This window comes from Mycolicibacterium arabiense (genome assembly GCF_010731815.2).
Lineage (GTDB): Bacteria > Actinomycetota > Actinomycetes > Mycobacteriales > Mycobacteriaceae > Mycobacterium > Mycobacterium arabiense.
Genome location: NZ_AP022593.1, coordinates 4,054,578 through 4,079,623 on the forward strand (window position 1 = coordinate 4,054,578; position 25,046 = coordinate 4,079,623).

The 25,046-nt window shown below is 68.9% G+C and carries 30 protein-coding genes; 16 read left to right on the forward strand and 14 right to left on the reverse strand.

Features of this window, described 5'->3' with window-relative positions; genetic code table 11:
* Nucleotides 1-18 precede the first annotated feature (18 nt).
* Nucleotides 19-366: a hypothetical protein gene (locus G6N61_RS21115; protein ID WP_163920601.1), complete on the forward strand. Its 348-nt coding sequence runs from the start codon at nt 19-21 to the stop codon at nt 364-366.
* Nucleotides 367-373: 7 nt separating this feature from the next.
* Here G6N61_RS21115 and G6N61_RS21120 read toward each other — a convergent pair whose 3' ends face one another.
* On the reverse strand, nt 374-946 hold the full coding sequence (locus tag G6N61_RS21120; protein ID WP_163920603.1) for a hypothetical protein: 573 nt from the start codon (nt 944-946) through the stop codon (nt 374-376).
* A complete protein-coding gene (gene glgX / locus G6N61_RS21125; RefSeq protein WP_163920605.1) occupies nt 936-3,095 on the reverse strand; it encodes a glycogen debranching protein GlgX in 2,160 nt (719 codons plus the stop codon). Before glgX ends, G6N61_RS21120 begins: the two co-directional genes overlap by 11 nt.
* A 124-nt stretch (nt 3,096-3,219) precedes the next feature.
* Between glgX and G6N61_RS21130 the strand changes: the two genes are divergently transcribed.
* A complete protein-coding gene (locus G6N61_RS21130; RefSeq protein ID WP_163920606.1) occupies nt 3,220-4,035 on the forward strand; it encodes an enoyl-CoA hydratase/isomerase family protein in 816 nt (271 codons plus the stop codon).
* Here the strand turns inward: G6N61_RS21130 and G6N61_RS21135 are convergent.
* From G6N61_RS21135 to G6N61_RS21160, 6 genes are all read right to left on the reverse strand, one after another.
* Entirely contained in the window at nt 4,032-4,586 is a 555-nt protein-coding gene (locus G6N61_RS21135) for an isochorismatase family protein (RefSeq protein WP_163920609.1), read from the reverse strand. The genes G6N61_RS21130 and G6N61_RS21135 overlap by 4 nt on opposite strands.
* A 30-nt stretch (nt 4,587-4,616) precedes the next feature.
* The gene (locus G6N61_RS21140) at nt 4,617-5,951 is read right to left on the reverse strand and encodes a hypothetical protein (protein WP_163920610.1); all 1,335 of its coding nucleotides are present in this window, start codon (nt 5,949-5,951) and stop codon (nt 4,617-4,619) included.
* Nucleotides 5,948-6,385: a hypothetical protein gene (locus G6N61_RS21145; protein WP_407666496.1), complete on the reverse strand. Its 438-nt coding sequence runs from the start codon at nt 6,383-6,385 to the stop codon at nt 5,948-5,950. The genes G6N61_RS21140 and G6N61_RS21145 overlap by 4 nt, the downstream gene beginning before the upstream one ends.
* The gene (locus G6N61_RS21150; RefSeq protein WP_163920612.1) at nt 6,385-6,570 is read right to left on the reverse strand and encodes a hypothetical protein; all 186 of its coding nucleotides are present in this window, start codon (nt 6,568-6,570) and stop codon (nt 6,385-6,387) included. Before G6N61_RS21150 ends, G6N61_RS21145 begins: the two co-directional genes overlap by 1 nt.
* Nucleotides 6,567-8,420, reverse strand: a complete 1,854-nt coding sequence (locus G6N61_RS21155; RefSeq protein ID WP_163924992.1) for a hypothetical protein — start codon at nt 8,418-8,420, stop codon at nt 6,567-6,569. The genes G6N61_RS21150 and G6N61_RS21155 overlap by 4 nt, the downstream gene beginning before the upstream one ends.
* A 94-nt stretch (nt 8,421-8,514) precedes the next feature.
* Nucleotides 8,515-9,912, reverse strand: coding sequence for an acyl-CoA dehydrogenase family protein (locus tag G6N61_RS21160; protein WP_163920615.1), 1,398 nt, complete (start codon nt 9,910-9,912; stop codon nt 8,515-8,517).
* Nucleotides 9,913-10,017: 105 nt separating this feature from the next.
* Between G6N61_RS21160 and G6N61_RS21165 the strand changes: the two genes are divergently transcribed.
* The 6 genes from G6N61_RS21165 (at nt 10,018) to G6N61_RS21190 (ending at nt 14,491) form a co-directional block, all read left to right on the forward strand.
* Nucleotides 10,018-10,542 carry a hypothetical protein gene (locus G6N61_RS21165; protein WP_163920618.1) on the forward strand — a complete coding sequence of 175 codons (525 nt, stop codon included), beginning with the start codon at nt 10,018-10,020 and terminating at the stop codon, nt 10,540-10,542.
* Between the two features lie 33 nt (nt 10,543-10,575).
* On the forward strand, nt 10,576-10,878 hold the full coding sequence (locus tag G6N61_RS21170) for a hypothetical protein (RefSeq protein WP_163920621.1): 303 nt from the start codon (nt 10,576-10,578) through the stop codon (nt 10,876-10,878).
* A gap of 22 nt (nt 10,879-10,900) precedes the next feature.
* Complete coding sequence (locus G6N61_RS21175) at nt 10,901-11,356, forward strand: PPOX class F420-dependent oxidoreductase (RefSeq protein WP_163920625.1); 456 nt, start codon at nt 10,901-10,903, stop codon at nt 11,354-11,356.
* A 101-nt stretch (nt 11,357-11,457) separates the two neighbouring features.
* Nucleotides 11,458-12,708 (forward strand): MMP alpha-(1->4)-mannosyltransferase, encoded by a 1,251-nt coding sequence (locus tag G6N61_RS21180; protein ID WP_163920628.1) that lies wholly within the window; start codon nt 11,458-11,460, stop codon nt 12,706-12,708.
* On the forward strand, nt 12,702-13,421 hold the full coding sequence (locus tag G6N61_RS21185) for a class I SAM-dependent methyltransferase (RefSeq protein ID WP_163920631.1): 720 nt from the start codon (nt 12,702-12,704) through the stop codon (nt 13,419-13,421). Before G6N61_RS21180 ends, G6N61_RS21185 begins: the two co-directional genes overlap by 7 nt.
* 23 nt (nt 13,422-13,444) lie before the next feature.
* A complete protein-coding gene (locus tag G6N61_RS21190) occupies nt 13,445-14,491 on the forward strand; it encodes an MMP endo-(1,4)-3-O-methyl-alpha-D-mannosidase (RefSeq protein WP_163920634.1) in 1,047 nt (348 codons plus the stop codon).
* 29 nt (nt 14,492-14,520) lie between these two features.
* Here G6N61_RS21190 and G6N61_RS21195 read toward each other — a convergent pair whose 3' ends face one another.
* Both G6N61_RS21195 and G6N61_RS21200 read right to left on the reverse strand, forming a co-directional pair.
* Nucleotides 14,521-15,432, reverse strand: coding sequence for a type IV toxin-antitoxin system AbiEi family antitoxin (locus G6N61_RS21195; RefSeq protein WP_163920637.1), 912 nt, complete (start codon nt 15,430-15,432; stop codon nt 14,521-14,523).
* A 187-nt stretch (nt 15,433-15,619) separates the two neighbouring features.
* On the reverse strand, nt 15,620-16,279 hold the full coding sequence (locus G6N61_RS21200) for a class I SAM-dependent methyltransferase (protein WP_163920642.1): 660 nt from the start codon (nt 16,277-16,279) through the stop codon (nt 15,620-15,622).
* A gap of 53 nt (nt 16,280-16,332) precedes the next feature.
* Here G6N61_RS21200 and G6N61_RS21205 point away from each other — a divergent pair, with 53 nt between their 5' ends.
* Nucleotides 16,333-16,902 carry a TetR/AcrR family transcriptional regulator gene (locus G6N61_RS21205; protein ID WP_163920645.1) on the forward strand — a complete coding sequence of 190 codons (570 nt, stop codon included), beginning with the start codon at nt 16,333-16,335 and terminating at the stop codon, nt 16,900-16,902.
* Here G6N61_RS21205 and G6N61_RS21210 read toward each other — a convergent pair.
* A complete protein-coding gene (locus tag G6N61_RS21210; protein WP_235887233.1) occupies nt 16,889-17,503 on the reverse strand; it encodes a TetR/AcrR family transcriptional regulator in 615 nt (204 codons plus the stop codon). The genes G6N61_RS21205 and G6N61_RS21210 overlap by 14 nt on opposite strands.
* Before the next feature lie 93 nt (nt 17,504-17,596).
* Here G6N61_RS21210 and G6N61_RS21215 point away from each other — a divergent pair, with 93 nt between their 5' ends.
* Nucleotides 17,597-18,952 (forward strand): cytochrome P450, encoded by a 1,356-nt coding sequence (locus G6N61_RS21215; RefSeq protein ID WP_407666497.1) that lies wholly within the window; start codon nt 17,597-17,599, stop codon nt 18,950-18,952.
* Here the strand turns inward: G6N61_RS21215 and msrA are convergent.
* Both msrA and msrB read right to left on the reverse strand, forming a co-directional pair.
* A complete protein-coding gene (gene msrA, locus G6N61_RS21220) occupies nt 18,949-19,410 on the reverse strand; it encodes a peptide-methionine (S)-S-oxide reductase MsrA (RefSeq protein ID WP_235887660.1) in 462 nt (153 codons plus the stop codon). The two genes, G6N61_RS21215 and msrA, sit on opposite strands and share 4 nt — an antisense overlap.
* A 41-nt stretch (nt 19,411-19,451) precedes the next feature.
* Nucleotides 19,452-19,925, reverse strand: coding sequence for a peptide-methionine (R)-S-oxide reductase MsrB (gene msrB / locus G6N61_RS21225; protein ID WP_163920655.1), 474 nt, complete (start codon nt 19,923-19,925; stop codon nt 19,452-19,454).
* A gap of 124 nt (nt 19,926-20,049) precedes the next feature.
* Here msrB and G6N61_RS21230 point away from each other — a divergent pair, with 124 nt between their 5' ends.
* The 4 genes from G6N61_RS21230 (at nt 20,050) to G6N61_RS21245 (ending at nt 23,165) form a co-directional block, all read left to right on the forward strand.
* Complete coding sequence (locus G6N61_RS21230; protein WP_163920658.1) at nt 20,050-20,556, forward strand: nuclear transport factor 2 family protein; 507 nt, start codon at nt 20,050-20,052, stop codon at nt 20,554-20,556.
* A complete protein-coding gene (locus G6N61_RS21235; protein ID WP_163924994.1) occupies nt 20,553-21,569 on the forward strand; it encodes an NAD-dependent epimerase/dehydratase family protein in 1,017 nt (338 codons plus the stop codon). The genes G6N61_RS21230 and G6N61_RS21235 overlap by 4 nt, the downstream gene beginning before the upstream one ends.
* A gap of 22 nt (nt 21,570-21,591) precedes the next feature.
* Nucleotides 21,592-22,422 (forward strand): class I SAM-dependent methyltransferase, encoded by an 831-nt coding sequence (locus G6N61_RS21240; protein WP_235887235.1) that lies wholly within the window; start codon nt 21,592-21,594, stop codon nt 22,420-22,422.
* Between the two features lie 98 nt (nt 22,423-22,520).
* Nucleotides 22,521-23,165: a DUF222 domain-containing protein gene (locus G6N61_RS21245; RefSeq protein WP_163920660.1), complete on the forward strand. Its 645-nt coding sequence runs from the start codon at nt 22,521-22,523 to the stop codon at nt 23,163-23,165.
* A 1-nt stretch (nt 23,166) separates the two neighbouring features.
* Here G6N61_RS21245 and G6N61_RS21250 read toward each other — a convergent pair whose 3' ends face one another.
* Nucleotides 23,167-23,640, reverse strand: a complete 474-nt coding sequence (locus tag G6N61_RS21250) for an SRPBCC family protein (RefSeq protein WP_163920663.1) — start codon at nt 23,638-23,640, stop codon at nt 23,167-23,169.
* Nucleotides 23,641-23,700: 60 nt separating this feature from the next.
* Here G6N61_RS21250 and G6N61_RS21255 point away from each other — a divergent pair, with 60 nt between their 5' ends.
* Both G6N61_RS21255 and G6N61_RS21260 read left to right on the forward strand, forming a co-directional pair.
* Nucleotides 23,701-24,072, forward strand: coding sequence for a DUF427 domain-containing protein (locus tag G6N61_RS21255; protein ID WP_163920666.1), 372 nt, complete (start codon nt 23,701-23,703; stop codon nt 24,070-24,072).
* Between the two features lie 91 nt (nt 24,073-24,163).
* Nucleotides 24,164-25,024: a DNA-3-methyladenine glycosylase family protein gene (locus tag G6N61_RS21260; RefSeq protein WP_407666498.1), complete on the forward strand. Its 861-nt coding sequence runs from the start codon at nt 24,164-24,166 to the stop codon at nt 25,022-25,024.
* The last annotated feature ends 22 nt before the right edge of the window (nt 25,025-25,046 follow it).

Consider the following 25,046-nt stretch of genomic DNA (forward strand, 5'->3'; position numbering starts at 1 on the left):
TCGGGCACCATTGATCAGATGACGACAGACGGCTTCGACGACAACCCCCTGGAACCCGCCGAGGAACTCGACTCCGACGAGATCCGCAACGACGACGGCGACGAAGTGGTCGACCCGCCGGAACGGTGGATCGAGGCCAAGGACGACGAGACGCTCGACGAGCGGCTTGCCGAGGAGGAGCCCGACGTCTCCGCCGACGATCGCGAGTCACCCACCGACTCGCACGACGCCGACGCGGGCGGCGGGCTGGGTCTCACGGGTGAGGATGCGCTGGACCGCATCGACCCCGAGGAGCACGGCCGTACCCGTGGCCAGATCGACGGCACACCGGAGGACGGTGAGTCGTTCTTCGACGTCATCGAATGAGCCCGACTCAGCCCCGGTAGAGCAGTGCGGGCGGCAGCGCCCGTAGCCCACCGCCGCCATGGCCGGCCGAGAACTCGACGTCGTTCCCGGCTGCCCGTTCACCCAGGGTCAGCGTGCCGATGCGGCCGAACCGCGACAGCACTCCGCCCAGCAGGAAGTCGACGGTGTCGCCCCGCTTTGGCTCGGCGGCGGCGACGCGCGCGCCGAACGCCACCGGTCGCACGCCCGCCAGATACAGCCACAGCGACGAGTACAGACCGGTCGCACTCGCCGACGACAACACCGCATGGTGCAGCGGTGCACCGTCACCCGAGGTCGCGAACAGGAAGTCCTGATCGCGACCGGGGCCGTAGGCGCCGGGCACCTTGATGCAGACGGTGCGCGGCACCGACCCAGTACCGACCGGCGCGAACCGGACGATCGCGTCGTGCGCGCCGGGCCGCAGGAGCGTCGTCCCACCCGGCAGAGCCACGTCGTCGAACTTCAGCGTCGCGTTGAAGACCACGCCCCGCTGATCGAACAGGCCACCGAGGTCACCGAGCGCCGCTCCGACGGTCGCCCGGATGACGTCAGGAAGCATCCTCGACGAGGGCTTGAAGCACCACGGTGGAGCGCGCGTCGACCGTCAACGTGCCCCCCGAAGCGGACGGTTCCGGCGTCTCGTCGGCGACGCCGACGCTGGTGTCGAGCACCACCTGCCAGCTGCCGCCGAACTCCTCCGACGGCAGTGTGAAGTCGATCGGCTCGTGGTGGGCGTTGAACAGCAGCAGGAACGAGTCGTCGACGACGCGCTGGCCGCGGGTGTCGCGGTCCGGGATGCCCTGGCCGTTGAGGAACACCCCGACCGACTTCGCGAACCCGGAACCCCAGTCTTCGCCGGACATCTCGGTGCCGTCGGGCGTGAACCAGGTGATGTCGGGCAGCCCCGCCTCACCGCGGCGGCCGACGGGCTTGCCGCTGAAGAACCGGCGGCGCCGGAACACCGGGTGCGCTGCCCGCAGCGCGGAGACGACCTTGGTGAACTCGAGCAGGTCCGGATCCGCGGAATCCCAGTTGATCCAGGTGATCTCGTTGTCCTGGCAGTAGCCGTTGTTGTTGCCGCCCTGGGTGCGGCCCAACTCGTCGCCGTGGCAGATCATCGGAACACCCTGCGAGAGCAGCAGTGTCGTCAGGAAGTTGCGCTCCTGCTTGGCGCGCAGTGCCAGCACCTCGGGATCGTCGGTCGGACCCTCGATGCCGCAGTTCCACGACCGGTTGTGGCTCTCGCCGTCGTTGTTGTCCTCGCCGTTGGCCTCGTTGTGCTTCTCGTTGTAGGACACCAGGTCCCGCAGCGTGAAGCCGTCGTGCGCGATCACGAAGTTGATCGACGCGACCGGTCGGCGGGCCGTGTGCTCGTAGAGGTCTGCCGATCCGGTGAGGCGGTAGGCGAACTCGTCGAGCGTGGCGGGCTCGCCGCGCCAGAAGTCGCGGACGGTGTCGCGGTACTTGCCGTTCCATTCCGTCCACTGCGGCGGGAAGTTGCCCACCTGGTAGCCACCGGGACCGACGTCCCACGGTTCGGCGATCAGCTTCACCTGGCTCACGGTCGGATCCTGTTGCACGAGTTCGAAGAACGTCGCCAGGCGGTCCACCTCGTAGAACTCGCGCGCCAGCGTCGAGGCGAGGTCGAAGCGGAAGCCGTCGACGTGCATCTCGGTCACCCAGTAGCGCAGGGAGTCCATGATCAGCTGCAGCGAGTGCGGGTGGCTGACGTTGAGACTGTTACCGGTGCCGGTGTAGTCCATGTAGAACTTCTTGTCGTCCTCCACCAACCGGTAGTAGGCAGCGTTGTCGATGCCACGCATCGAGAGCGTCGGGCCCATGTGGTTGCCCTCGGCGGTGTGGTTGTAGACGACGTCGAGGATGACCTCGATGCCCGCCTCGTGCAGGGCGCGGACCATCGCCTTGAACTCCTGCACCTGGCCGCCCGGGTTGGGGCTGCTGGCGTACTTCGAGTCGGGCGCCAGGAACCCGATGGTGTTGTAACCCCAGTAGTTCGACAGGCCCTTGTCGATGAGCGTCGAATCATTGGCGAAGTGGTGCACCGGCATCAGTTCGATGGCGGTGATGCCGAGTGACTTGAGGTGCTCGATGATCACCGGGTGCGCGACGGCGGCGTACGTGCCGCGGATCTGCTCGGGGATGTCGGGATGGGTCTCGGTCAGACCCTTGACGTGCGCCTCGTAGATCACGGTGTCGGCGTACTCGTGGTTCGGCGGGCGGTCGGTGCCCCAGTCGAAGAACGGGTTGATTACGACCGACTTCGGCATGCTGTCGGCCGAGTCGTCGTCGTTGCGGCTGTCCTCGTCGCCGAAGTTGTACCCGAACAGCGACTGGTTCCAGTCGAAGCTGCCGTCGATCGCCTTGGAGTACGGGTCGACGAGCAGCTTGTTCGGGTTGCAGCGGTGGCCGTTCGCCGGGTCGTACGGTCCGTGGACGCGGTAGCCGTAGCGCTGGCCGGGCTCGACATTCGGCACGAAGCCGTGCCACACGAATCCGTCGACCTCGGGCAGGGTCAGGCAGTCGATCTGCGAGCCGTCGGCGTCGAACAGACACAGTTCGACGCGCTCGGCGACCTCGCTGAAGACGGCGAAGTTGGTGCCGGAACCGTCGTAGGTGGCGCCAAGGGGGTACGCCTTCCCGCGCCAGATCTCGAACGTGGGAGCAGTGGTACTGGCGGCTTGAGTCAAGATTCGCCTTCCGTCAGGGGACGCCTCAGGGCGTCCGATGGCCTCAGCCCGAACACAGCGACTCTACGGTGAGCCTGAGTGCGGGAGCATGCTGGGCGAGATCCCCGAGTCGGAGGTAGGCCGCATGAATGCACACGCTGATCTGCCCGTTTATCGGACGCTGCAAACCACCGTCTTCGGCGGTGTGGCTACGGTCACCCTGAACAGGCCGGCCCGGCGCAACGCCGTCGGCGACGGCATGCGCGACGAACTCGCCGACGCCTATCGCCGCTGCGACGCGGCCGACGACGTGCGGGTGATCGTGCTGACCGGCGCCCCGCCGGCGTTCTGTTCGGGCGCCGACCTCACCGCGGGTGAGCGCACGTTCGCCGCGCCCGGGGCGGGCTTCAGCGCGGCCGGTGTGGACGTGCCCGCCTTCACCTTGAACAAGCCGGTGATCGCGGCGGTGAACGGCCATGCCATCGGACTGGGACTGACCCTCGCGCTGCAGTGCGACGTCCGGATCTTCGCGGCCGATGCGACCTACGGCGTCGTCCAGGTCCGCCGCGGGGTAGTCGGCGACGCGTACTCCCACTGGGTGCTGCCGCGGCTCGTCGGCGTGGCACGGGCCGCCGAGGTGCTGCTCACCGGCGCGACGTTCGACGGGCACCGCGCCGTCGAGCTGGGGTTGGGCAGCCGCGTGTTGCCCGCCGACGAGGTGCTGCCCGCCGCGCAGGCATTGGCGGCGGACATCGCGACGAACACCGCTCCGATGTCGGTCGCCGCGAGCAAGCGGCTGCTGTGGGATGCGTTCGACCTCGACCACGCCGCGGTCGGCGCACGCGAGACCGAGATCCACCTCGCGCTGATGGGCCATGACGACGCCGCCGAGGGCGTGCGAGCGCACCTGGAGCGTCGTACGCCGCGGTGGTCGGGTAGGCCGGTGGACCCGACGCGCTAGTCGGCCACCTCGACGCCGGCCGCGCGCAGCGCGTCGACGGCCTCGGCGGTCGACGTCGGGGCCACCCCGGCCGTGAGGTTCAGCAGCACGCGGGTCGTGAAGCCCGCCGCGACGGCGTCGGCGGCGGTGGCCTTGACGCAGTAGTCGGTGGCGATGCCCGCCACGTCGACGGCGTCGACGTCGTGCGCGCGCAGCCAGTCGGCCAGCGGCGTCTCGTCGTCGGCGTGCCTGCCCTCGAACCCGCTGTAGGCCGCCGAGTACTGCCCCTTGTGGAACACCGCCTCGACCGCGCTCGGATCGAACGCCGGATGGAACTCCACGCCGGAGGTGCCCACCACGCAGTGCGGCGGCCAGGAGTCGCGGTAGTCCGGGGTGTCGGAGAAGTGCGTGCCCGGATCGATGTGGAAGTCCTTGGTGGCCACCACGTGGTCGTAGTCGTGGTGCTCCAGCAGCGCGGTGATCGACTGCGCGACCTCGGTGCCGCCCTCGACGGCCAACGACCCGCCCTCGCAGAAGTCGTTCTGGACGTCGACGACGATCAGCGCTCGCATGCCGTCCAGGCTATCGCCGCGGCCCGCGGGTCAGCCGCCGAACAGCAGCCACAGCCCCATGAACGTGTAGCCCGTCATCACCAGCATCATCGCGAGCTGGCCGGTCAGCCGGTGGCGCTTGGGCAGTACGCGCAGTGCGCGGTCGTGCGCCGCGACGACGCCCGCCACGTGGCCAAGTACGACGAACGCGACCTTGAGCGTCGCCAACACACCGGGATGCATCGACAGCAGGTACGACACCTCGACGTCGCCGAGCCAGCCGGTGCCGAAGGGGTCGGCGAGACGCAGGATCGTCTGCTGGCCGCGTTCGATCAGATACGTGAGGTAGTGGGCGAAGATGTAGCCCACCACGATGGGGATCAGCGAGTGGGCCATCAGGCCGGGCAGTCGGCGTCGAGTCTCGCGGTCCACGCCGCCGGTCGCCCGCGCAGCCAGCCAGAAGGTGACCGCGACGATCAGCGCGAACGTCAGCAGGCCGATGGTGCGCAACAGCACCGCGAGCGCGGCCGACCCGCCCGAGGTGTCGTCGACGAACGTGCGCCAGCCCGGCAGTGCGGAGAAGCTGTCGAAGGCCGTCGACCCGAGCAGCACCGAGACCACCCCGATGGTGCCGGCGCGCACCGGCAGCGACGGCAGGTGGTCGAACGGATTCCCGATGGCGATCCGGCCGTCGTCGTTCCGGCGCAACGGTGCCAGCCGGGACACGAAGATGCCGTACACCTCGAACGGGTCGGCGCGCGCGGGCCACCTGGTGCCGAAGGCGATCGCGCCGGCCAGCACGGCGATCAGGTAGACGAGCAGCCACACCTTGACCGCCCACAGCGAGCCGGGGTTGGGGCTGGCCAGTTCCAGCCACACGAACGCGAACAGCCCGAAGACCGCAGGCCAGCATCCGAGCCGCTCCGGGTACGTCAGCGGCGGTGGCCGCCGTGACATCGGCAGCAGCCGGTACAGGGTGCGCGCGGGAGAGAGCAGCCGCCAGACCGGGCCGATCACCACCGACACGGCGACGAGGCCGACCCACAGCAGCACGTAGAAGACGCCGGGCAGCGCGTTCTCGCCGGTCTGCGGGCCGAAGATCGCGGCGACGGCTACCCAGGCGGCCAGCAGCAGCGCGAGCAGTGCGACGGTCCACCGCACGGCGGGCGAGTCGACGGCAGCGGTGACCCACCGGGGCAGCGGTCGGCCCTGACGGGCCGGATCGAACCGGGGCTTCTTCCACGCGAGCGCCATGACGGCGAACGTGAACGTCAGCGCCCACGCCCCGCCGAGCAGCGCGTAGGTGAACGGGATGGGCAGGTCCGATGATCCGCCCAAACCGTGGGCGAGAACCTGGACGTCGTAACCGGGGGCGGCTCCCGTCACTGCTGCACGGCGATGGTGGCGATGGTCTTGTTCAGGTCGTGCAGTTCGACGTCCACCTTCCCGGGCACGTCGACGGTGAACTGGAACGCCTGGCCGGTCTTCGCCTCGATCGGGAACGAGTGCTCCGGGTTGGAGTGCACGTGCAACTCGTCGGCGGCGTCGCTGTTGACGCGGATCACGATGGGCTGACCGACTCGTGCCTCTAGCGCGGCGTTGGTGGGCGTCACCTCGCCCGCCTTGATCGTGACGTCGACGTTCAGCCGGGCCGGCGCCTCCTGCTGATCGGTCAGCGGCGGCGCGGCGGTGTCCGACGGGGTGGTCGATGCCGCACTACTGCTCTCGGACGTCTCACTCGAGCCCCCGCATCCGACGGCGACGAACGAGACGGTGACGAGTGCGGCAAGGGTCTTGGCGATCGTTGAAGTGGTCACGATCAGACATCCTCTCCGTTGCTCGCTGACGAGTCGCTGTGAGTCTCCTCATCGTCGTCACCCTGGCGACGGTCGCGCATCGCGATGAACACCACCACGCCCACCACGACGATCGCCGGGGCGAACGCCGGGATGGCGTAGAGGATCGGGTGATCGGCGAGGATCACCGTCGACGTGGCGGCGGTCATGCCTGCCCGGAGGGCTCCGGCTGACGCTCGGTGATGGTGCTCGTCGGCTCGTTCCGGTTCAACCGGCCTGCGCCCCAAGCGAGTCCACCGATCATCGTGAGCGTGCAGGCCAGCACGATCAGGCACCCGATCAGCCACAGCGCCTGGGGGACGTCGGGGTTGCGCTCGCGCTGCAGGATGGTGATCTCTGAGACGAACGGCCGCGTCATCGACGCCTCGGCGGGCACTTCGGCCGCACCGATCCCGGGGTCACCGTGCAGGTAGATCGGAACGGCGGCCATGGTGCGGCCGTCGTGCACGCGCAGCAGCGTCTTCCACGATCCGGACACCGGCATCGGTGCGGTGGAACGGAAGTGGCCGGGGCCGACCTTCTCGAGGTGGTCGACGAACTTGCCGCGGTCGTTGGCCAGGCCGCCCTGCCAGCCGAGGATCGACACCCAGTTCGGGTCCTCGGTGATCAGGTCCGGGGGGTTGATCCGGATGTCTGCGGTGGCCATGCGTTGATCGCCGACGCTGGGCGCCTCCGTCAGCGTGAAGGATGCGGTCGCGTTCTGCGGCACGTCGTAGCGCAGCCCGTTGGCCGTCGCGCCGCCGAGTGCGATGACCGCGAGAGCGACGACGCCGATGCCGATGGCGCGGCTCGGCAGCTTCTGATCGGTCAGCACCATGCCCACCATCGCGCCGCACACGCCGACGAGCGCGGCGACGGGCACCGCCATGGCGAGCGCCTCGGGCCAGATGCTGGTGGGCCAGGAGTATTCGTAGACGGCGTTGATCCAGAACGACTCGATCCACAGCCCGACGGTGGCCACGCCGATGCCGCTGACGAGACCGAACAGCATCGGCCTCTTGAGCAGCGGGGTCAGCGCGAGCACCTCGACGACCAGGGCGGCGCCCAGGTAGAGCGCGAACCAGTTGATCGGGGCGCCCAGGATGGGGCCGACGATCAACGACACCAGGCCGCGGAGTGCGATCGCGAGCAACACCGCGATGAGCGCGGCGCCGCGGCCCATCAGCATCCGCGCCGCGACGAGGGCGAACGCACCCGCTGCGGCGATCAGCATGGGCTCGAAGACCTGGCGGAACTGCATGACGCCGAAGTCGAACTCGATCTGGTACACCGACAGGCCGATGACGATGCCACCGAATGCCAAGTAGCGAACGAACTTCAGGCCGGGTCCGTCCTTGGGGGCGTCCTTGCCCACGGACCGCCGACCTTCGTGCTCGAGGTACAGGGCGGCGAGCGTGGAGAATCCGGCGCCGCCGATCATCATGAGGTGGGTCGGGCCCCACAGCGTGACGTCCTGACCGAAGATGCGGTGCCAGACGTCGTCGAGCGGGAAGCCGAGCAGGGCGTACAGACCACAACCTGCCATCAGCAGGCCGCCGACCGGGGCGTACCAGTTGCGCGTGATGCGCACCGCGTACGGCCCCGGCTTCTCGTAGGGGAGCACGCACGCGGTGCAACCGGCGACGAAGAGGATGAACAGCCCGAACAGGATGAAGTAGTGCGCAGGGTTCGCCAGCGGGCCGGAGTCGCGTCCGTTTCCGATGTGGAGGCTGACGTCCCAGATGAAGCCGAACAGCGCGGTGATGATCGTGCTGATGAACATCATGATGGGCAACGCGACCCACGCAGGCCGCTTGAAGCGCTCGCCTGCGCGATCGGCGAGGTTCTTCAGCCAGGTGATCTTGCGCGCCCGGTGCAGATAGCCGATGTAGAGGAGGATCAGGCCGACGATCAAGCCGACCACGGACATGCCGATCACCTCACCGATGGCGGCGCCACCGCCCTCGGTTCCCTGAGCGGCGAGGAACGAGACGTTCGACTGCAGCGACTCCACTGTCATTTCCACCTGTCGGGTAGTACTGGTCGAGGGAACCTTACCGGCCGGTAATGTTGCCAGAAGACTTGAGGCGATACCAGGGGTACCGCATTTTTCGTCATTTGTCCGTGGGTTTCTTGGATGGGGGCCGAAGCACCTTCATCGCCAGGTTCATCACCGGTGCGGGAACGCGGTCCCTGGCGTCGAGCGCCTTGTTCGCCGCGCGGGTCCTCGCGGGTGTGCCGCGACCGAACCACGCGTTGAGCGGACCGCCCGTCGGATCCAGGTCGACGTGCATGGGCGGTCTCCCGTCGGCGGCGCCGAGTGCGTTGGAGATGACGACGCGCTGGATCTCGCTGGTGCCCTCGAAGATGGTGTAGAGCTTCGCGTCGCGGTACCACTTCTCGACGGGGTGGTCGCTGATGTAGCCCCACCCGCCCATGGTCTGGAGCGCGCGTTCGGTGGTCTTGACCGCCAATTCGGTGGCGGCGAGCTTGGCCATCGATCCCTCGCCGCGCTCGAACGGCACTCCCGTCGCCGCCATCCAGGACGCCCGCCACGTGAGCAGGCGGGCGGCGTCGAGTTGAGTGGCGAGGTCGGCCAGCGGAAACGCGATGCCCTGGTTGTCGATGATCGGCGCGCCGAACGCCTCCCGTTCGTTGGCGTAACTCGTCGCGTATTCGAGTGCGGCCCTGCTGATCCCGAGCGCCTGCGCGGCCACCATCGGGCGCGTCTGCTCGAGCGCGCCGAGCGTCGCCGACCCTGAGTGCCTGCCGCCCTCGACGGCTTCGCGAGCCTTGGCCAGCTTGTGCTCGAGCTTCTCGTGACCGCCGAGGAGGTTCGCGGCCGGCACGCGAACGCCGTCGAACTTCAGTTCCGCGGTGTGCGACGCGCGGCAGCCCAGCTTGTCGAGCTTGCGGACCAGCTGCAGGCCGGGCGTACCGCCGGGCACGATGAACAGCGCCTGCCCCTTGTGGCCGAGGTCGGGATCGACGTTGGCGTTGACGACGTGGACGTCGGCGATGCCGCCGTTGCCGATCCACATCTTGTGCCCGTCGATGATCCAGTCGTCACCGTCGCGACGGGCGGTGGTGCGCAGGTTCCGCACGTCGCTGCCGCCCTCGGGTTCGGAGATCGCGAGCGCGGCGAGCTTGAGGTCCCCCGGGGTGCCGAAGCACTCCGGCGCCCACTCCAGCATCTGCTCGGGGGACGCGGCCTGCCCGATCGCCGACAGGGCCAGAGCGGGCATGACGATCGCCAGGCCGATGCCTGCGCAACCCCAGAACAACTCCTCCATGAACATCGGCAGCGACAGACCGGTCGGGTCGCCGATCAGGTCGCGGTAGAACAGGGGACTGTAGAAGCCCGCCTGGGCCGCCTCCTCGAGCACCGGCCACGGGAACTCCTGGCGCTTGTCGTAGTCCTGCGCGACGGGCCGGACCACCTGCTCGGCGAATTCGTGTGCCCGTCGGGCGAGGTCGTGCTGAGCGACCGTCGGCGTGAGGTCGAAGCTCATGGCGGCTCCCAGGTGTCGGTGGACGGGGGTTTCGGTGGACGTGTGTTCACTCAATACCCACTCGTCCGCCGTTGGAATCACTCCGAATCGGCTTAGCCTGGAGAGATGAGGTTCGCCGGGATGCGGTTGCGGCAACGCGACCGCATCAGCTGCGGACCCGCGGTCGCCGTCGTGGCGCGAGCGCTGCTCGAGCCGGCGCATCGGCTGGCCGGCGCGGGGCCGGCGGACCTCGTTTGGTTCGCCGCGGAGCAGGCACGCGTGCACGACCGCGTCAACTTGGTCTGGCCACGGGCGCTCGGCACGACCCCGATGGGGATGGTCGCGGCGATCGGCGCCGGTTACCGCTGGCGGCCCTGGCGTGGGCTGTGGCGGCGCCGGGATTCGCTGGACGACGTACTAGCCGCCGTCCGCAGAGGACGGCCGGTGCCGATGCTGGTCGGACGGGTGATCCCGCGGCACTGGGTGCTGATCGTCGACGTGGAACGAGACGAGTTCGGGTGTTACGAGCCGTCGTCGGGGGACGTGCGGTGGGTGACCGTGGCCGCCGTCCGGTCCGCCCGGCTCACCGGTCTCGGCTACCCGCGGGCGTTCGCCTTCGTGCTGCCGCCTCGAGGGTTGGTCAAGGGTTAGCGGACCACCACCGTTCGAACATATGATCGAACAGTGGGGCAGATGCAATCGATCGGGCACAACGGGCAGCCCACGCCGCCGGCCTTCCGTCACGTCGATCCGCCGATCGAGGTGCTGGTCGACTTGGGGGCGGTGTTCCCACGCGAACCGCACCGGGCCGGCGGCTATCACCCGGCCGGCCTGCAGATGCATGCGATCGTCGACGGCGTGCTGTCGTGCTGGGGGATGTGCGAGCAAGGCCACTGGTGGGGCTGGGTCAGGTACGACGTGGCGTACGGCCCCAACCGACGGTCGGTCGCGCACTGGGTCCCGGCCTGGACGCTGAAGCGCAAGTAAGCCGACTCAGTAGGTTGGTCGCATGGCCCGCAAGTACGCGACGGCGGACACCGTCGCCCGCACCGAGATGCTCGACTTCGTCCGGCCACGCCACCGGATGGTCCTGACCACTTATCGCTCCGACGGCTCGCTGCAGTCCTCGCCCGTCACCGGCGGCGTCGACGCGCAGGGCCGTATCGTGATCGCGAGCTACCCCCAGCGCGCGAAGGCCGCCAACCTGCGGCGCGACCCCAGGGCCAGCGTCACCGTGTTGTCCGACGAGTTCAACGACGCCTACGTGCAGGTCGATGGCGAGGCAGAGGTGATCGACCTGCCGGACGCCGTCGAACCGCTGGTCGAGTACTTTCGCGTGATCTCGGGTGAGCACTCCGACTGGGACGAGTACCGCAAGGCCATGGTCGAGCAGGGCAAGTGCCTGATCCGGGTGACGCCGGTGCGGTGGGGCCCGGTGGCCACCGGCGGGTTCCCGCCCGAGTGACCCGGGCCGGAATGGCCGCGTTGCGGCGGCTAGCCCGTCAAACTATAGTCTGGACACATGTCCAGAGCCTTTAAGTCGACTCTGGTCGCGGTGAACTGACCATGCGGATCGCCCTGCTCTCCTATCGGAGCAAGACGCATTGTGGCGGCCAGGGCGTCTACGTCCGGCACCTGAGTCGCGGCCTCGTAGAACTCGGTCATGACGTCGAGGTGTTCTCGGGGCCGCCCTATCCCGGCGGTCTCGATCCCCGCGTCCGGCTCACCGAGGTGCCGAGCCTCGACCTGTACCGCGAGCCGGACCCGTTCCGGATCCCGCGGCCCAGCGAGATCCACGACCGCATCGACCTGCTGGAACTGCTCAGCACGTGGACGGCCGCGTTCCCCGAGCCCAAGACGTTCTGCCTGCGGATGGCGCGCATTCTCGCCGAACGCCGCAATGACTTCGACGTCGTGCACGACAACCAGAGTCTCGGTACGGCGCTGCTCGACATCGCCGACTCGGGCCTGCCGGTGGTCGCCACCGTGCACCACCCGATCACGCGCGACCGGGTGCTCGACGTCGCGGCCGCGAAGTGGTGGCGCAAGCCTCTGGTGCGGCGGTGGTACGGCTTCGCCGAGATGCAGAAGACGGTCGCCCGGCGCATCCCCGAGTTGTTGACGGTGTCGTCGACGTCGGCTGCCGACATCGCCGAGGACTTCGGCGTCTCGCCGGGCCAGCTGCACGTGGTGCCGCTCGGCGTCGACACCGAGCTGTTCACGCCCGCCCCGAATCGGGTGCGCAACCGGATCATCGCGATCGCCAGTGCCGACGTGCCGCTCAAGGGCGTCAGCCACCTGCTGCACGCGGTGTCCCGGCTGCGCGTCGAACGCGACGTCGACGTCCAGCTGGTGGCCAAGCTCGAGCCGAACGGTCCGACCGAGAAGCTCATCGCCGAACTCGGCATCTCCGACATCGTCACGGTGTCCAGCGGCGTGACCGACGCCGAATTGGCGGCGCTGCTGTCATCGGCCGAAGTCGCCTGCATCCCGTCGCTGTACGAGGGCTTCTCGCTGCCGGCCGTCGAGGCGATGGCCAGTGGCACGCCGATCGTCGCGAGCCGGGCCGGCGCACTGCCGGAGGTGGTGGGCGCCGACGACGAGTGCGCGCGCCTGGTGAACCCCGGCGACGTGGACGACCTGACCAAGACCCTTGGCGCACTGCTCGACTCGCCGCTGGACCTACACCGACTCGGCGCCGCTGGTCGGCGTCGGGCGCTGGACGTGTTCAGCTGGGAGTCCGTCGCCGCGCAGACCGTGGCGGTGTACGAGCGGGCAATCGAGAAGGCAGACAACAAGAAGGCAGGCGCATGCTGACCGTCGACTTCGACCGGCTTGGCGTCGGCGCGGGCTCCACCGTCATCGACGTCGGGTGCGGCGCGGGACGTCACTCGTTCGAGGCGTTCCGCCGCGGCGCGAACGTCGTCGCGTTCGACCAGAGCGCATCGGACCTCAACGACGTCGATGCGATCCTGCAGGCGATGGCCGAGCAGGGCGAGGCGCCCGCATCGGCCAAGGCCGAGGCCGTCAAGGGTGACGCGCTGGACTTGCCGTTCGACGACGGCTCGTTCGACTTCGTGATCGCCTCGGAGATCCTCGAGCACGTGCCTGCCGACGAGCGTGCGATCGACGAGTTGGTCCGGGTGCTCAAGCCCGGCGGCCGGCTCGTCGTCACCGTGCCGCGGTGGCTGCCGGAGAAGGTCTGCTGGATGCTGTCCGACGAGTACCACGCCAACGAGGGTGGGCACATCCGGATCTACCGCGCCGACGAGCTGCACGCCAAGATCGCCGCTCGCGGAATGGAATTCGATCACCGCCATCACGCGCACGCGCTGCACGCGCCGTTCTGGTGGCTCAAGTGCGCCGTGGGCGTCGACAAGCCGAACCACCCGGCCGTCACGGCGTATCACAAGTTGTTGGTGTGGGACATGATGTCTCGCCCCTGGCTGACGCGTAACGCGGAGGCGGTGCTGAACCCGCTGATCGGCAAGAGCGTCGCGCTGTACTTCAGGAAGCCAGCGGCGGTCTAGTGCTGGATCACGAGATTCCCGGGGTGCCAGGCGTTCTCACGCCTGAGCAGTGCCTGCAGACGGCGCAGTCCATCGCGGCAACCCAGGAATCCTCGGGTGCGCTGCCGTGGTTCGTCGGCGGGCATACCGACCCGTGGGATCACGTCGAGAACGCGATGGCGCTGACGGTGGCGGGGTTGTGGGAGCCCGCGCGTGCGGCGTACGACTGGTGCCGCGACACGCAGCGGGCCGATGGCTCGTGGCCCATCCAGTTCCGCAACGGCGTGATCGAAGACGCCAACAGCGACAGCAACTTCTGCGCCTACGTCGCGACCGGGGTGTGGCACCACGTGCTGATCACCGGGGACCGCGAGTTCGCCGAGGCGATGTGGCCGGTGGTGAGCAAGGCAATCGACTTCGTGTTGACGCTGCAGCTCGCAGGCGGCGAGATCTCCTGGGGTGCCAGCCCAGCGGGCATCCTGCAGGAAGCACTGTTGACCGGCAGCTCGAGCATCTACCACGCGATCCGCTGCGCGCTGGCGCTGGCGAACTACATCGACCAGCCGCAGCCGGAGTGGGAGGTGGCGGTCGGGCAGCTCGGCCACGCGATCGCCGCTCACCCGGAGTCGTTCCTGATCAAGGACTCTCACTCGATGGAGTGGTACTACCCGGTGCTGGGTGGTGCGATCCGCGGCGACGCAGCACGTGCCCGCATCGACGCCCGCTGGGACGAGTTCGTGGTCCCGGGCCTCGGCATCCGCTGCATCGATCACCGGCCCTGGGTGACCGGCGCCGAGACGTGTGAACTGGTGATGGCGCTCGACGCGATGGGTGACACCGCCCGCGCCCACGAGCAATTCGCCGCCATGCACCACCTGCGCGAGACCGATGGCTCGTACTGGACGGGTCTGGTGTTCGCCGACGGCAAGCGCTGGCCGGTCGAGCGCACGACGTGGACGGGCGCGGCGATGATCCTGGCCGCCGACGCGCTCTCGTCGACCACGGCGGGCAGCGGGATCTTCCGCGGCAACGACCTGCCGCGCGGCCTCGAGGGCGACTTCGACTGCGCGTGCGCGGAGACCCGCCGCTAGCGTTGCTTGCCTGCGCGCCGAGTGTCGGATTAAGCCACGCTTTCTCGCGAAAACCGTGACACAACACCACATTCGTCGAGCCACGAGCACCCCGCAGCCCGCAATGCGCCGACGACGCGTTCCACTACGACCCATGGCCGGTATCGCAGCATCTCGGCACTGACGCGCACGATGACCCATCGCCGCGCGGCGAGGGCGGCATATCGATCGATGTCATGCGATCGTTGCCGCGGGTCGGTCCAGTGCTGCGCACCGTCGTACTCGACGCCGACGTTGAGGTCGGGCCATCGCATGTCGATGCGAGCGAACACCCGTCCGTAGCCGTCGAACACCGGGATCTGCGTGACTGGCCGCCGCAACCCTGCTTCGAGGAGCAGTAGCCGGGTGCGCGTCTCCTGCGGCGACTCAGCTCCGCCGTCCATCAGAGCCACCGCGGCACGCAATCCCCTGATTCCCCGCGCTCCGCGGTGCGCTGCCACTACCGGCGCCACGTCGTCGGCAGTGAGGCGGGTGGCGTGGGCGAGTGCGTCGAGACGCATCAGGGCTGCAGACAACTCGCCGCGCCTACCGAGGTCGAACGCCGTGCGAGCAGGCGTCGTCACCGGAATGCCTCGGACAGTGCAGATTTCGTCGTCGGTCAAGACCTCCCGGTGTATGACGATGTCGTTGGAGCCTGCCATGGCTCTGGTGAGTTCGGCGGGTTCGCCGGCGTCGATCCATTGCGTTCCATGCAGTGCCGCGGCCGAGAGTCCCGCCACCGTCGCATTCCTCCCGGACCATAGCCAGGCTGCCTCGGCGCGGGTGGCAGCGGTCAGGTCCTCGCCGGCGGGCAGGTAGACGTTGCGGTAGATCAGCTGGGCGCGGCTGGCGAGAGTCCTTCGCGTGTAGCGCCGTTGCGCCACGGCCTCAGTGCCGACGAACGGTCCGGGTGCGTATGTCATGGATCCACCACAACGACCGACGACGACGTTCGAGGCGTCGATCGTTACGCCGCCGGTGTTCCTGGGGATGAAGTCACGACTGGGGACAACCCGCCCCCATTCCTCGCGCCGAACGTAGGTTACCGCCACGCTTTCCGCGGAAAACCGTGGCGGTAATCGACGTTCGCGGGGGAGGGCGAAGCCCCCGTCAGGCGGGTGGGGACACCCGCTCGAGCACGCGCATCGAGCCCATCGCCGACACCTCGCGGAACTCGCCGGAGTCCAGCGCGCGGCGGTAGATGTGGAACGGCGCCTGGCCGCCCTCGTCGGGGTTGGGGAAGACGTCGTGGATGACCAGCCCGCCGCCGACGACGACCCACGGGGCCCAGCCTGCGAAGTCGCGCTGCGCGGCCTCCTCGGTGTGGCCGCCGTCGATGAACAGGAACTGCACGGGCGTGCGCCAGCCCCGCGCGACGACGGTCGACTTGCCGACGATCGCGACGACGTGCTCGTCGAGGCCTGCGCCGTCGAGGGTGTGCCGCAGCGTGGGCAGGGTGTCGAACAGGCCCGTGACGGGATCGACCATCGTGGTGTCGTGGTACTCCCAGCCGGGCTGGTGCTCCTCGGACCCGTGATGGTGGTCGATGGTGAACAGCACCCCGCCGCCGGCCTGGGCTGCAGCGCCGAGCATCACGGTCGACTTGCCGCAGTACGTGCCGATCTCGACCCCGACGCCGTCGCCGAGATAGTGCACGGCGGCGTCGTAGAGGGCGCGCCCCTCGTCGGCCGGCATGAACCCGATGACCTGGTCCGCGTAGGCGAACAGGCGCTCGGCGGCGGGGGGCAGGGCGGTGTCGGCAGGGCTCACGCGGACCAACTTACCGTTGCCGGTGTACCGGTGTTGTAGTAGCGTCCAGACACGTGTCCGATCCGGCCTTGGAGTCGACTCGGCGCCGTCTGACCGCCAAACAGGCCGACACCGTCGATCGCCTGGGCAAGGCCGCGGTCGATCTCCTGACCCGCGAGGGGTTTGCCGGTCTGACCGTGCGGCGCGTGGCCGCCGAAGCAGGCGTCGGCGCCGCGACCGCGTACACGTACTTCTCGTCGAAGGAGCACCTCGTCGCCGAGGTGTTCTGGCGCAGGCTGGCCGCCGCGCCTCCGGTCGCCCACGAGTCGGGTGACGCCGCGACCCGCGTGGTCGACGTGCTGAGCCACATCGCGGCGCTGGTCGCCGACGAGCCGGAGTTCGCGGGCGCCGTCACCAACGCCCTGCTGGGTAGGGATCCCGACGTCGACGTGCTGCGGCAGCGGATCGGCCGCGACATCCGGGACCGGCTGACTGCCGCGCTGGCGCCAGACACCGATCCCGAGGTGGTGGACTCGCTCGAGATGCTCTACTCGGGCGCGCTGGTGCGGGCGGGTATGGGCCAGGCGTCCTACGCCGACATCGCGCGACGGTTGGAGAAGTCCGCGCGGCTCATGCTGAGCTGATCCGCGGGCCGAGGATCGCCGTCGCGGCGACGACGGCAGGTTCGAGGATCAGTCGCAGGTCACTGCCGTCCTCGACGGACAACGCGGTGAGTTCGCGCAACCCGCCAAGCAGGATCAGGGCCAGTGGCCGCGAGATCGGCGGCAGGTTCGCGCGTCGGAAGCCGGGGCTGTCGGTCAGGTCGACGAGCATGTTCGTCAGATCGCCCATGGCGAGCCGGTGCAGGGGCAGCGCCGCGGCCCCGAGGGCGGGCGCCTCGCGGATCCAGCTCAGCGTGACTGCCGGCCGCGACGCGATGTGGTCGACGTAAGCCGTTGCCGCGCTGCGGATCTGGACGTGCCAGTCGTCCTCCGGCTCTACCGCGGAGACGATGCCCGTGATCATGGCGTCGTTGTTCGCCCGCAGCAGAGCGAGAAAGCACTCTTCCTTGCTGTCGAATTCGCCGTAGAACGTGCGCTTTGAGGTCTTGGCGTTGCGCACGATGTCGGCGACCGTGGTGTCGCGGTAGCCGCGTTCTTCGATGGCCCTGGTCAGCCCGTCGAGGAGTCTGGTGCGGAACCCCTGCGGACCCGTGGGATCCGTGTGGGCGAGAGCCGTGCTCACTGCGTCACCTCCAGCCCTTGCGCATCTCCGGTACCAAGCGGTACCGTACCTCACAACGTCCGGTACATCGCGGTACCACGACACGGGTTGGAGATTCGCGTGAGCCATGCGACCGTCAGCGATGCCTCGACCACGAGCATCAAGCTGCCACCGGGCCCGAAGTGGCCGAAGTTCCTGCAGGGAGTGGCCTACGCCGCCTCGCGGACCTGGACGGTCGAGCGGATGATGCGCCGCTACGGCGACGTCGTCACCATGACGCTGCCGGTGTTCGGCCCCGCCGTGGTGGTCGCCGACCCGCAGCTCGCCAAGCAACTGTTCAGCGCCAATACCGACGACGTCGGCAACATCCAGCCCAACCTCAGCCGCGTGCTCGGCTCGGGCTCGGTGTTCGCGCTCGACCGCGCCGAGCATCGCCGCAGGCGCAAGCTGCTCACCCCACCGTTCCACGGCAAGAGCATCAAGAACTACGAGCGCATCTTCGAAGAGGAGACGTTGCGCGAGGCCGAGACATGGCCGTCCGGAACGGAATTCGAGACCCTCGAGCCGATGATGCGGATCACGCTGAACGCGATCCTGCGCGCGGTGTTCGGCGCCGACGGGGAACGCCTGGACGAACTGCGCGAGATCATCCCGCCCTGGGTGACGCTCGGCTCGAAACTCGCTGTGCTGCCTGCACCTTCGCGGGACCTCGGCCGCTTCTCCCCGTGGAGCAAGCTCGCGGACTACCGCCGCCAGTACGACGCCGTCATCGACCGGCTCGTCGAGGACGTCCGCGCCGATCCCGACTTCGACAGCCGCGACGACGTTCTCGCGCTCATGCTGCGCAGCACGTATGAGGACGGATCGGCAATGTCGCAGCGCGATATCGCCGACGAACTACTCACGCTGCTCGCCGCGGGACACGAGACCACCGCCTCCACGCTGGCGTGGGCGTTCGAACGGATCAGCCGTCATCCGGACGTCCTTGCCAAACTCGAGGCTGAGGCCGCCACAGAGGACAACGAGTACCGGCAGGCCACCATCCTCGAGACGCAGCGGTCGCGCACCGTGATCGACTTCGCGGGCAGGCACGTGTACTCGCCGACCTTCGAACTCGGCGAATGGGTGATTCCCAAGGGCTACTCGGTGACGGTGGCGATCAACCAGATGCAGCACCGGGCGCAGGACTTCCCGGACCCCGACCGCTTCGACCCGCAGCGCTTCGTCGGCAACCGTCCGCCCCTGGCGTTCATCCCGTTCGGCGGCGGCACGCGGCGCTGTGTGGGTGCGGTGTTCGCCAACGTCGAGATGGACGTCGTACTGCGAACCGTGCTGCGCCACTTCGCCATCGAACCCACCACGGCGCCGGACGAGAAGCCCCACTCCCGTGGCGTGGCCTACACGCCGAAGAGCGGGGGGCGCGCCGTCCTGCGACGACGCGCCACCCCGCTCTCGGTGAGTAGTTCCTAGACCTTCGCGCGCTTGGGCAGCGTCCACCCGGCGCGGGGGAAGTGGCAGGTGTAGCCGTTCGGGTAGCGCTCCAGGTAGTCCTGGTGCTCGGGCTCGGCCTCCCAGAAGTCGACGGCAGGCGTCACCTCGGTGACCACCTTGCCCGGCCACAGGCCTGAGGCGTCGACGTCGGCGATGGTGTCCTCGGCGACGCGCTTCTGCTCCTCGTCGACGTAGAAGATCGCCGAGCGGTAGCTCGAGCCGACGTCGTTGCCCTGCCGGTCCTTCGTCGACGGATCGTGGATCTGGAAGAAGAACTCCAGGATCGCGCGGTAGTCCGTCTGGGCCGGGTCGTAGACGATCTCGATCGCCTCGGCGTGGCCCGGATGGTTGCGGTACGTCGGGTGGTCGTTCTTGCCGCCGGTGTAGCCGACGCGGGTGGACACCACACCGGGCTGCTTGCGGATCAGGTCCTGCATGCCCCAGAAGCATCCGCCTGCCAGGATCGCGGTTTGGGTCGTCAAGCCTGTGCCTCCTCAGATGTGAACAACGTCTTGAACTCGCCGTAGCCCTCTGCCTCGAGGTCGTCGAGCGCGATGAATCTCAGCGAAGCCGAGTTGATGCAGTAGCGCAACCCACCGGCCTCGCGCGGGCCGTCCTTGAACACGTGGCCCAAGTGACTGTCGCCGTGGGTCGAACGGACCTCGGTGCGCAGCATCAGATGGCTGAAGTCGCGCTTCTCCTGCACGTAGTTCGTGCCGTCGGGGGTCTGGATCGGCCTGGTGAAGCTCGGCCAGCCCGAGCCGCTCTCGAACTTGTCGACGGATGCGAACAGCGGTTCACCGGACACCACGTCGACGTAGATACCCGCTTCGTGGTTGTCCCAGTACTCACCGGTGAACGGGCGCTCAGTCCCGTCCTTCTGGGTGACCTGGTACTGCTCGGGTGAGAGCGCACTCACGGCCGCGGGGTTCTTGATGTACTCCTTCGCCACTGATCCTCCTAAGGTTGGCACTAGTACAACCCCTGACGGCCTGCGGAAAGTTCCTCGACCCGGCCACGCCCCACGACGTGTCACACCCTCGACAGAACCGGTAGAACGTGTTCTAGTTCTGGATGTGACGGGTAGCACTTTCAGCCGGGCGGAATTGGTCGACGCGTTCGCGGTCTTCGAGCAGACGGTCGACCGCGCCGCGCAGACCAGGGACTGGGATCCGTGGGTCGACCAGTACACCGACGACGTCGTCTACGTGGAGCACGCCGCGGGCACCATGCGTGGCCGGGAAGCAGTGCGCCCGTGGATCTGGAAGACGATGGAGAACTTCCCGGGCAGCTACATGACGTCGTTCCCGTCGCTGTGGACGGTGTACGACGAGGCCACTGGCCGCGTGCTCTGCGAACTCGACAACCCGATGCGCGATCCCGGCGACGGCACGATCATCAGCGCTACCAACATCTCGATCGTCACCTACGCCGGCGACGGGAAGTGGATGCGGCAGGAAGACGTCTACAACCCGCTGCGCTTCGTCTCCGCCGCCATGAAGTGGTGCAGGAAGGCGCAGGAATTGGGCACGCTGCCCGACGAGGCGCAGGCGTGGATGCAGCAGATGGGCGGCCTGAAGTGACCGCGCTGGTGATCGGCGCCAACGGCTACCTCGGATCGCACGTGACGCGCCGTCTCGTCGAAGACGGCCACGACGTGCGCGTGATGGTGCGCGAGGGCGCCAAGACCATCGGCATCGACGACCTCGAGGTCACGCGCTTCATCGGGGACGTCTTCGACGACGACGTGTTGCGCGCCGCCATGAACGGTGTCGACGACGTGTACTACTGCGTGGTCGACACCCGCGGCTGGTTGCGCGACCCGGCGCCGCTGTTCCGCACCAACGTCGAGGGCACGCGCAACGTGCTGGACGTCGCGGTCGATGCCGGCCTGCGGCGGTTCGTGTTCACCAGCAGCTACGCCACCGTCGCGCGCAAGCGAGGCCGGGTCGCCACCGAGGACGACGTGATCGCCGACGTGAACGACAAGCGCCTCACCGCCTACGTCCGGTCGCGGGTGCAGGCCGAGAACCTGGTGCTGCGTTACGCCCGCGAGCGTGGACTGCCCGCCGTGGCGATGTGCGTGTCGACCACCTACGGCGCGGGGGACTGGGGCCGCACCCCGCACGGCGCGATCATCGCCGGTGCGGCGTTCGGCAAGCTGCCGTTCGTGATGGGCGGAATCTCGCTGGAGGCCGTCGGCGTCGACGATGCCGCCCGCGCCCTGGTGCTGGCCGCCGAGAAGGGACGCGTCGGTGAGCGGTACCTGATCTCGGAGAAGATGATCAGCAACGCCGACGTGGTGCGCATCGCCGCCGAGGCCGCCGGCGTACCCGCCCCGTCGAAGTCGATTCCGCTGCCCGTGTCGTACGCGATGGCCGCGCTCGGCAGCGTCAAGGGCAGGCTCAAGGGCACCGACGAGCGGCTGTCGATCAACTCGCTGCGGCTGATGCGCGCCGAGGCGCCGGTCGACTGCAGCAAGGCGCGTCGCGAACTCGGTTGGCAGCCACGGCCGGTCGAGGAATCGATCCGCGAGGCGGCGACGTTCTGGGTGGGCTTGCGGGAGGCGAAGCGCAAGAGCGCCCAAACCGGCTGACCGGCGCGCCTAGCCTGAAGGCGTGACCGAGAAGTTGCGCGTCGACCTGTCCGGGGCACCGCAGACGATGCTGGCGACGCTGTACGCCAAGGCGCTCGACGCCGACCTGCCGAACTCCGTCCTGCACGACACGTGGGCCCGCGACGTCGTCGCCCGCATCGACTACGACTGGTCGCAGACGTCGATGACGCCGCGCAACTCCCCGTCGGTGAGTCTGCGCTCAGCTCACTTCGACTCGTGGACACGGCAATTCCTGGCCGTGCATCCCCGCGCCACGGTGCTGCACCTCGGCTGCGGACTCGACAGCCGCTATTTCCGCATAGACCCCGGGCCCGACGTGGAGTGGTTCGACGTCGACTATCCCGACGTCGCCGCATTGCGGACCCGGCTCTACCCGGAGCGGGCGCATCATCACGTGGTCGCGACGTCGGTCACCGATCCGGGATATTTGGGCGACGTACCCGCCGACCGCCCGACGCTGGTGCTCGGCGAAGGACTCACCATGTACCTCGAGGCGGACGACGGGCTCGGCCTGCTGCGCCGGGTAGTCGGCCGATTCCCCTCGGGGGAGCTGCAATTCGATGCGTTCAATCGCCTAGGCATCCGATCGCAATGGATGAACGCCGTGGTGCGCAGGTCCGGCTCCAGGCTGCACTGGGGCATCGACGGGCCGCACGACATCCTGGACGCGGTGCCGGGCACCCGCCTGCTGGCGTGGGTGCCGGTCTTCGAGTCCGACGCGTTCTCGGCGCTGCCGGGTGCCTACCGCGTAGTGGCCGCGACGATGAACCGCATACCGGGGCTGCGCACCATGGCTCAGTTCCACCGATACGCGTTCGGGCGCCCGGCCTAGGCGCACTTGTCAGTCGATTCATCCACAGTCGCGAGTTCATCCACAGCCAGGTGTCCGGCCGGCCCCATGTGTCGGATCGGCTGTCTAGCGTCGGCAACGTGATCGACGAATGGCTGGAAGACGCAACACGTTTCACGACGGTGCAGGGCCTTGCGCGGGTCGAGGCCGCCGCCCGGGCGCGGCGGCTCGCGGCCATGGTCGCCGTCCTGGACGCCCGGCAGGCCGCTGACGGACCAGTCGAACGCGAACGGTGGTACCTCGACAACTGGGCTGCGGTGGCCGCTGAGGTGGGCGCGGAGGCGAACATCACCGCGAGCGCCGCCTCCCACCAGCTGCTGATCGCGGTCGCACTGCGGGACCGCCTGCCGCGGGTGGCGGCAGTGTTCGCCGACGGCCTGGTGAGCTACCGCGCCGTCGAGGTCATCGTCTGGCGGACGGCGCAGACCGTCGATCCCGTCGCGCTGGCCGCGGTCGACGCAGCGGTGGCCGACGCGTTGGTGACCCAGGCGCCGCTGTCAGACGACGCGCTCGCCATGGCCGTCGACGCCGTCGTCGATGCGCTGGACCCAGACGCGATCGACCGGACGGAACGCGGCGCGAAATGTCGTGACGTGACCGTGCACTACGACGATGTCGCGGGCACCGCCTACCTGTCGAGCACGTTGTTCGGCCACGAGGCCTGGGCCCTCGAACAGCTCGTCGACGGCATGGCGGAGGCGGCATGCCCGTCGGATCCCAGGTAACTCAGCCCGCGCCCTCGGCCCGTGCCTTCAGCCGCTCCAGCGTCAGCCTGATGTGCTCGGCGTTGGCGGAGTCGCGGTCCATCACGCCGGTGGCCATGCCGCCCGGCTTGCGGAACCAGCCCGGCCGCCGGTCCCAGGTGCTCTCGGTGACGGTGCACCCACCGTCGGTGGCCGCCAGGTCGTAGCGCCAGTGCGCGACCGGGATGACCACGCTCTTCACGTCGAAGGCGAACGTGCGGCCCGGCTCTGCGTCGGTCACCGTGCAGGTGGTGGTCCACGTTCGCCGCCCGTTGCGGTTGCGGCCCTTGAACACCGCACCCGGCCGGGCGCCATCGCCCGATCGCCACTGCATCTCGGTCACCTCCTCGCCGATCGCGGCCATCGTCGGCAGGTCCGTGATCAGCGCATACACCGCCTCGGGCGGTGCGGCGATGGTCACCGAGGCACGTGCGGTGGCGGGTTCGGCGATGGTCATGACGCGATGCTATCGAGCCGGTCAGGAATCCCGGGGCGGTCCGCGCACGTTGGTCCTGAGATGAGCCAGCCCGAGGTACGCCAGCCCACCGCCGAGCACCCGATCACCGTCACCCCGACCGAGGGACACGTCACGGTCCGCGTACGCGGCCAGGTCGTCGCCGAGACCGACGCAGCCCTGTCGCTGAAGGAATCGACCTACCCGGTCGTCCAGTACGTCCCCATCGAGGCGGTCGACGCCGGCGCGCTGCGACGCAGCGACACGACGACCTACTGCCCCTACAAGGGCGAGGCGAACTACTACCACCTCGGCATCGGCGACGAGACCGTCGACGACGCGATCTGGACCTACGAGCAGCCCTACCCGGCCGTCGCGCAGATCGCAGGCCACGTGGCGTTCTACCCGGACAAGGCCGACGTAGCCGTCTCCTGACCGGTAGTCGGCCGTTCCTGGGAGGATGGTCGGCGTGAACGCAGGACCGGTACACCGCACGGTGGTGTTCCCCGGCCCTGTCGGCCCGGCGATGACGCTCTCGCCGCAGCGCCGCGGCCCCGGTGACCCCTGCTATCAGACGGTCGACGGGGCGATCTGGAAGACCAGCCTGCAGCCCAGCGGCCCCGTCACCGCCCGCATCGTCAAGACCGGGCGCGAGACCGTGGCGTGCGACGCGTGGGGTGCCGGCGCCGCGGAGTTCATCGAGCACCTGCCCGCGTTCCTCGGGTTCGACGACGACACCTCGGGCTTTGCGCCGGACGAGCCGACGATCGCGGCTGCGCATCGGCGCGTCCCGCACCTGCGGATCGGACGCACCGGCCGCGTGCTGGAAGCGCTGATTCCGGCCGTGCTCGAACAGCGCGTCACCGGCAAGGACGCGTTCCGGGCGTGGCGCCTGCTGGTCACGAAGTTCGGCAGCCCGGCGCCAGGGCCCGCCCCCGCGCGAATGCGGGTGCCACCACCCGCGGAGGTGTGGTGCCGCATCCCGTCCTGGGAGTTCCACCTCGCCAACGTCGACCCGGGACGCGCGCGGACCATCGTGCTGTGCGCTGCGCGCGCCAACTCCATCGAGCGTCTGACCGCCCGGCCCAGCGCGCAGGCCCGCACGGCGCTGCAGTCCCTGCCCGGGGTCGGGGAGTGGACCACCGCCGAGACCGCCCAGCGCGCCTGGGGCGACCCCGACGCCCTCTCGGTCGGCGACTACCACCTGTCGAACATGGTGGGGTCCACCCTCCTCGGCCGTCGCATCGACGACGACGCCATGCTCGAACTCCTCGAGCCGCTGCGGCCACACCGCCAGCGTGCGGTCCGGCTGCTGGAGGTCAGCGGTCTGGCGCGCAATCCGCGGTTCGGCGCACGGCTGGCGATCCCGGACCTGCGCTCCCTCTGAGCCGAGGCGGTGATTAGCCGTC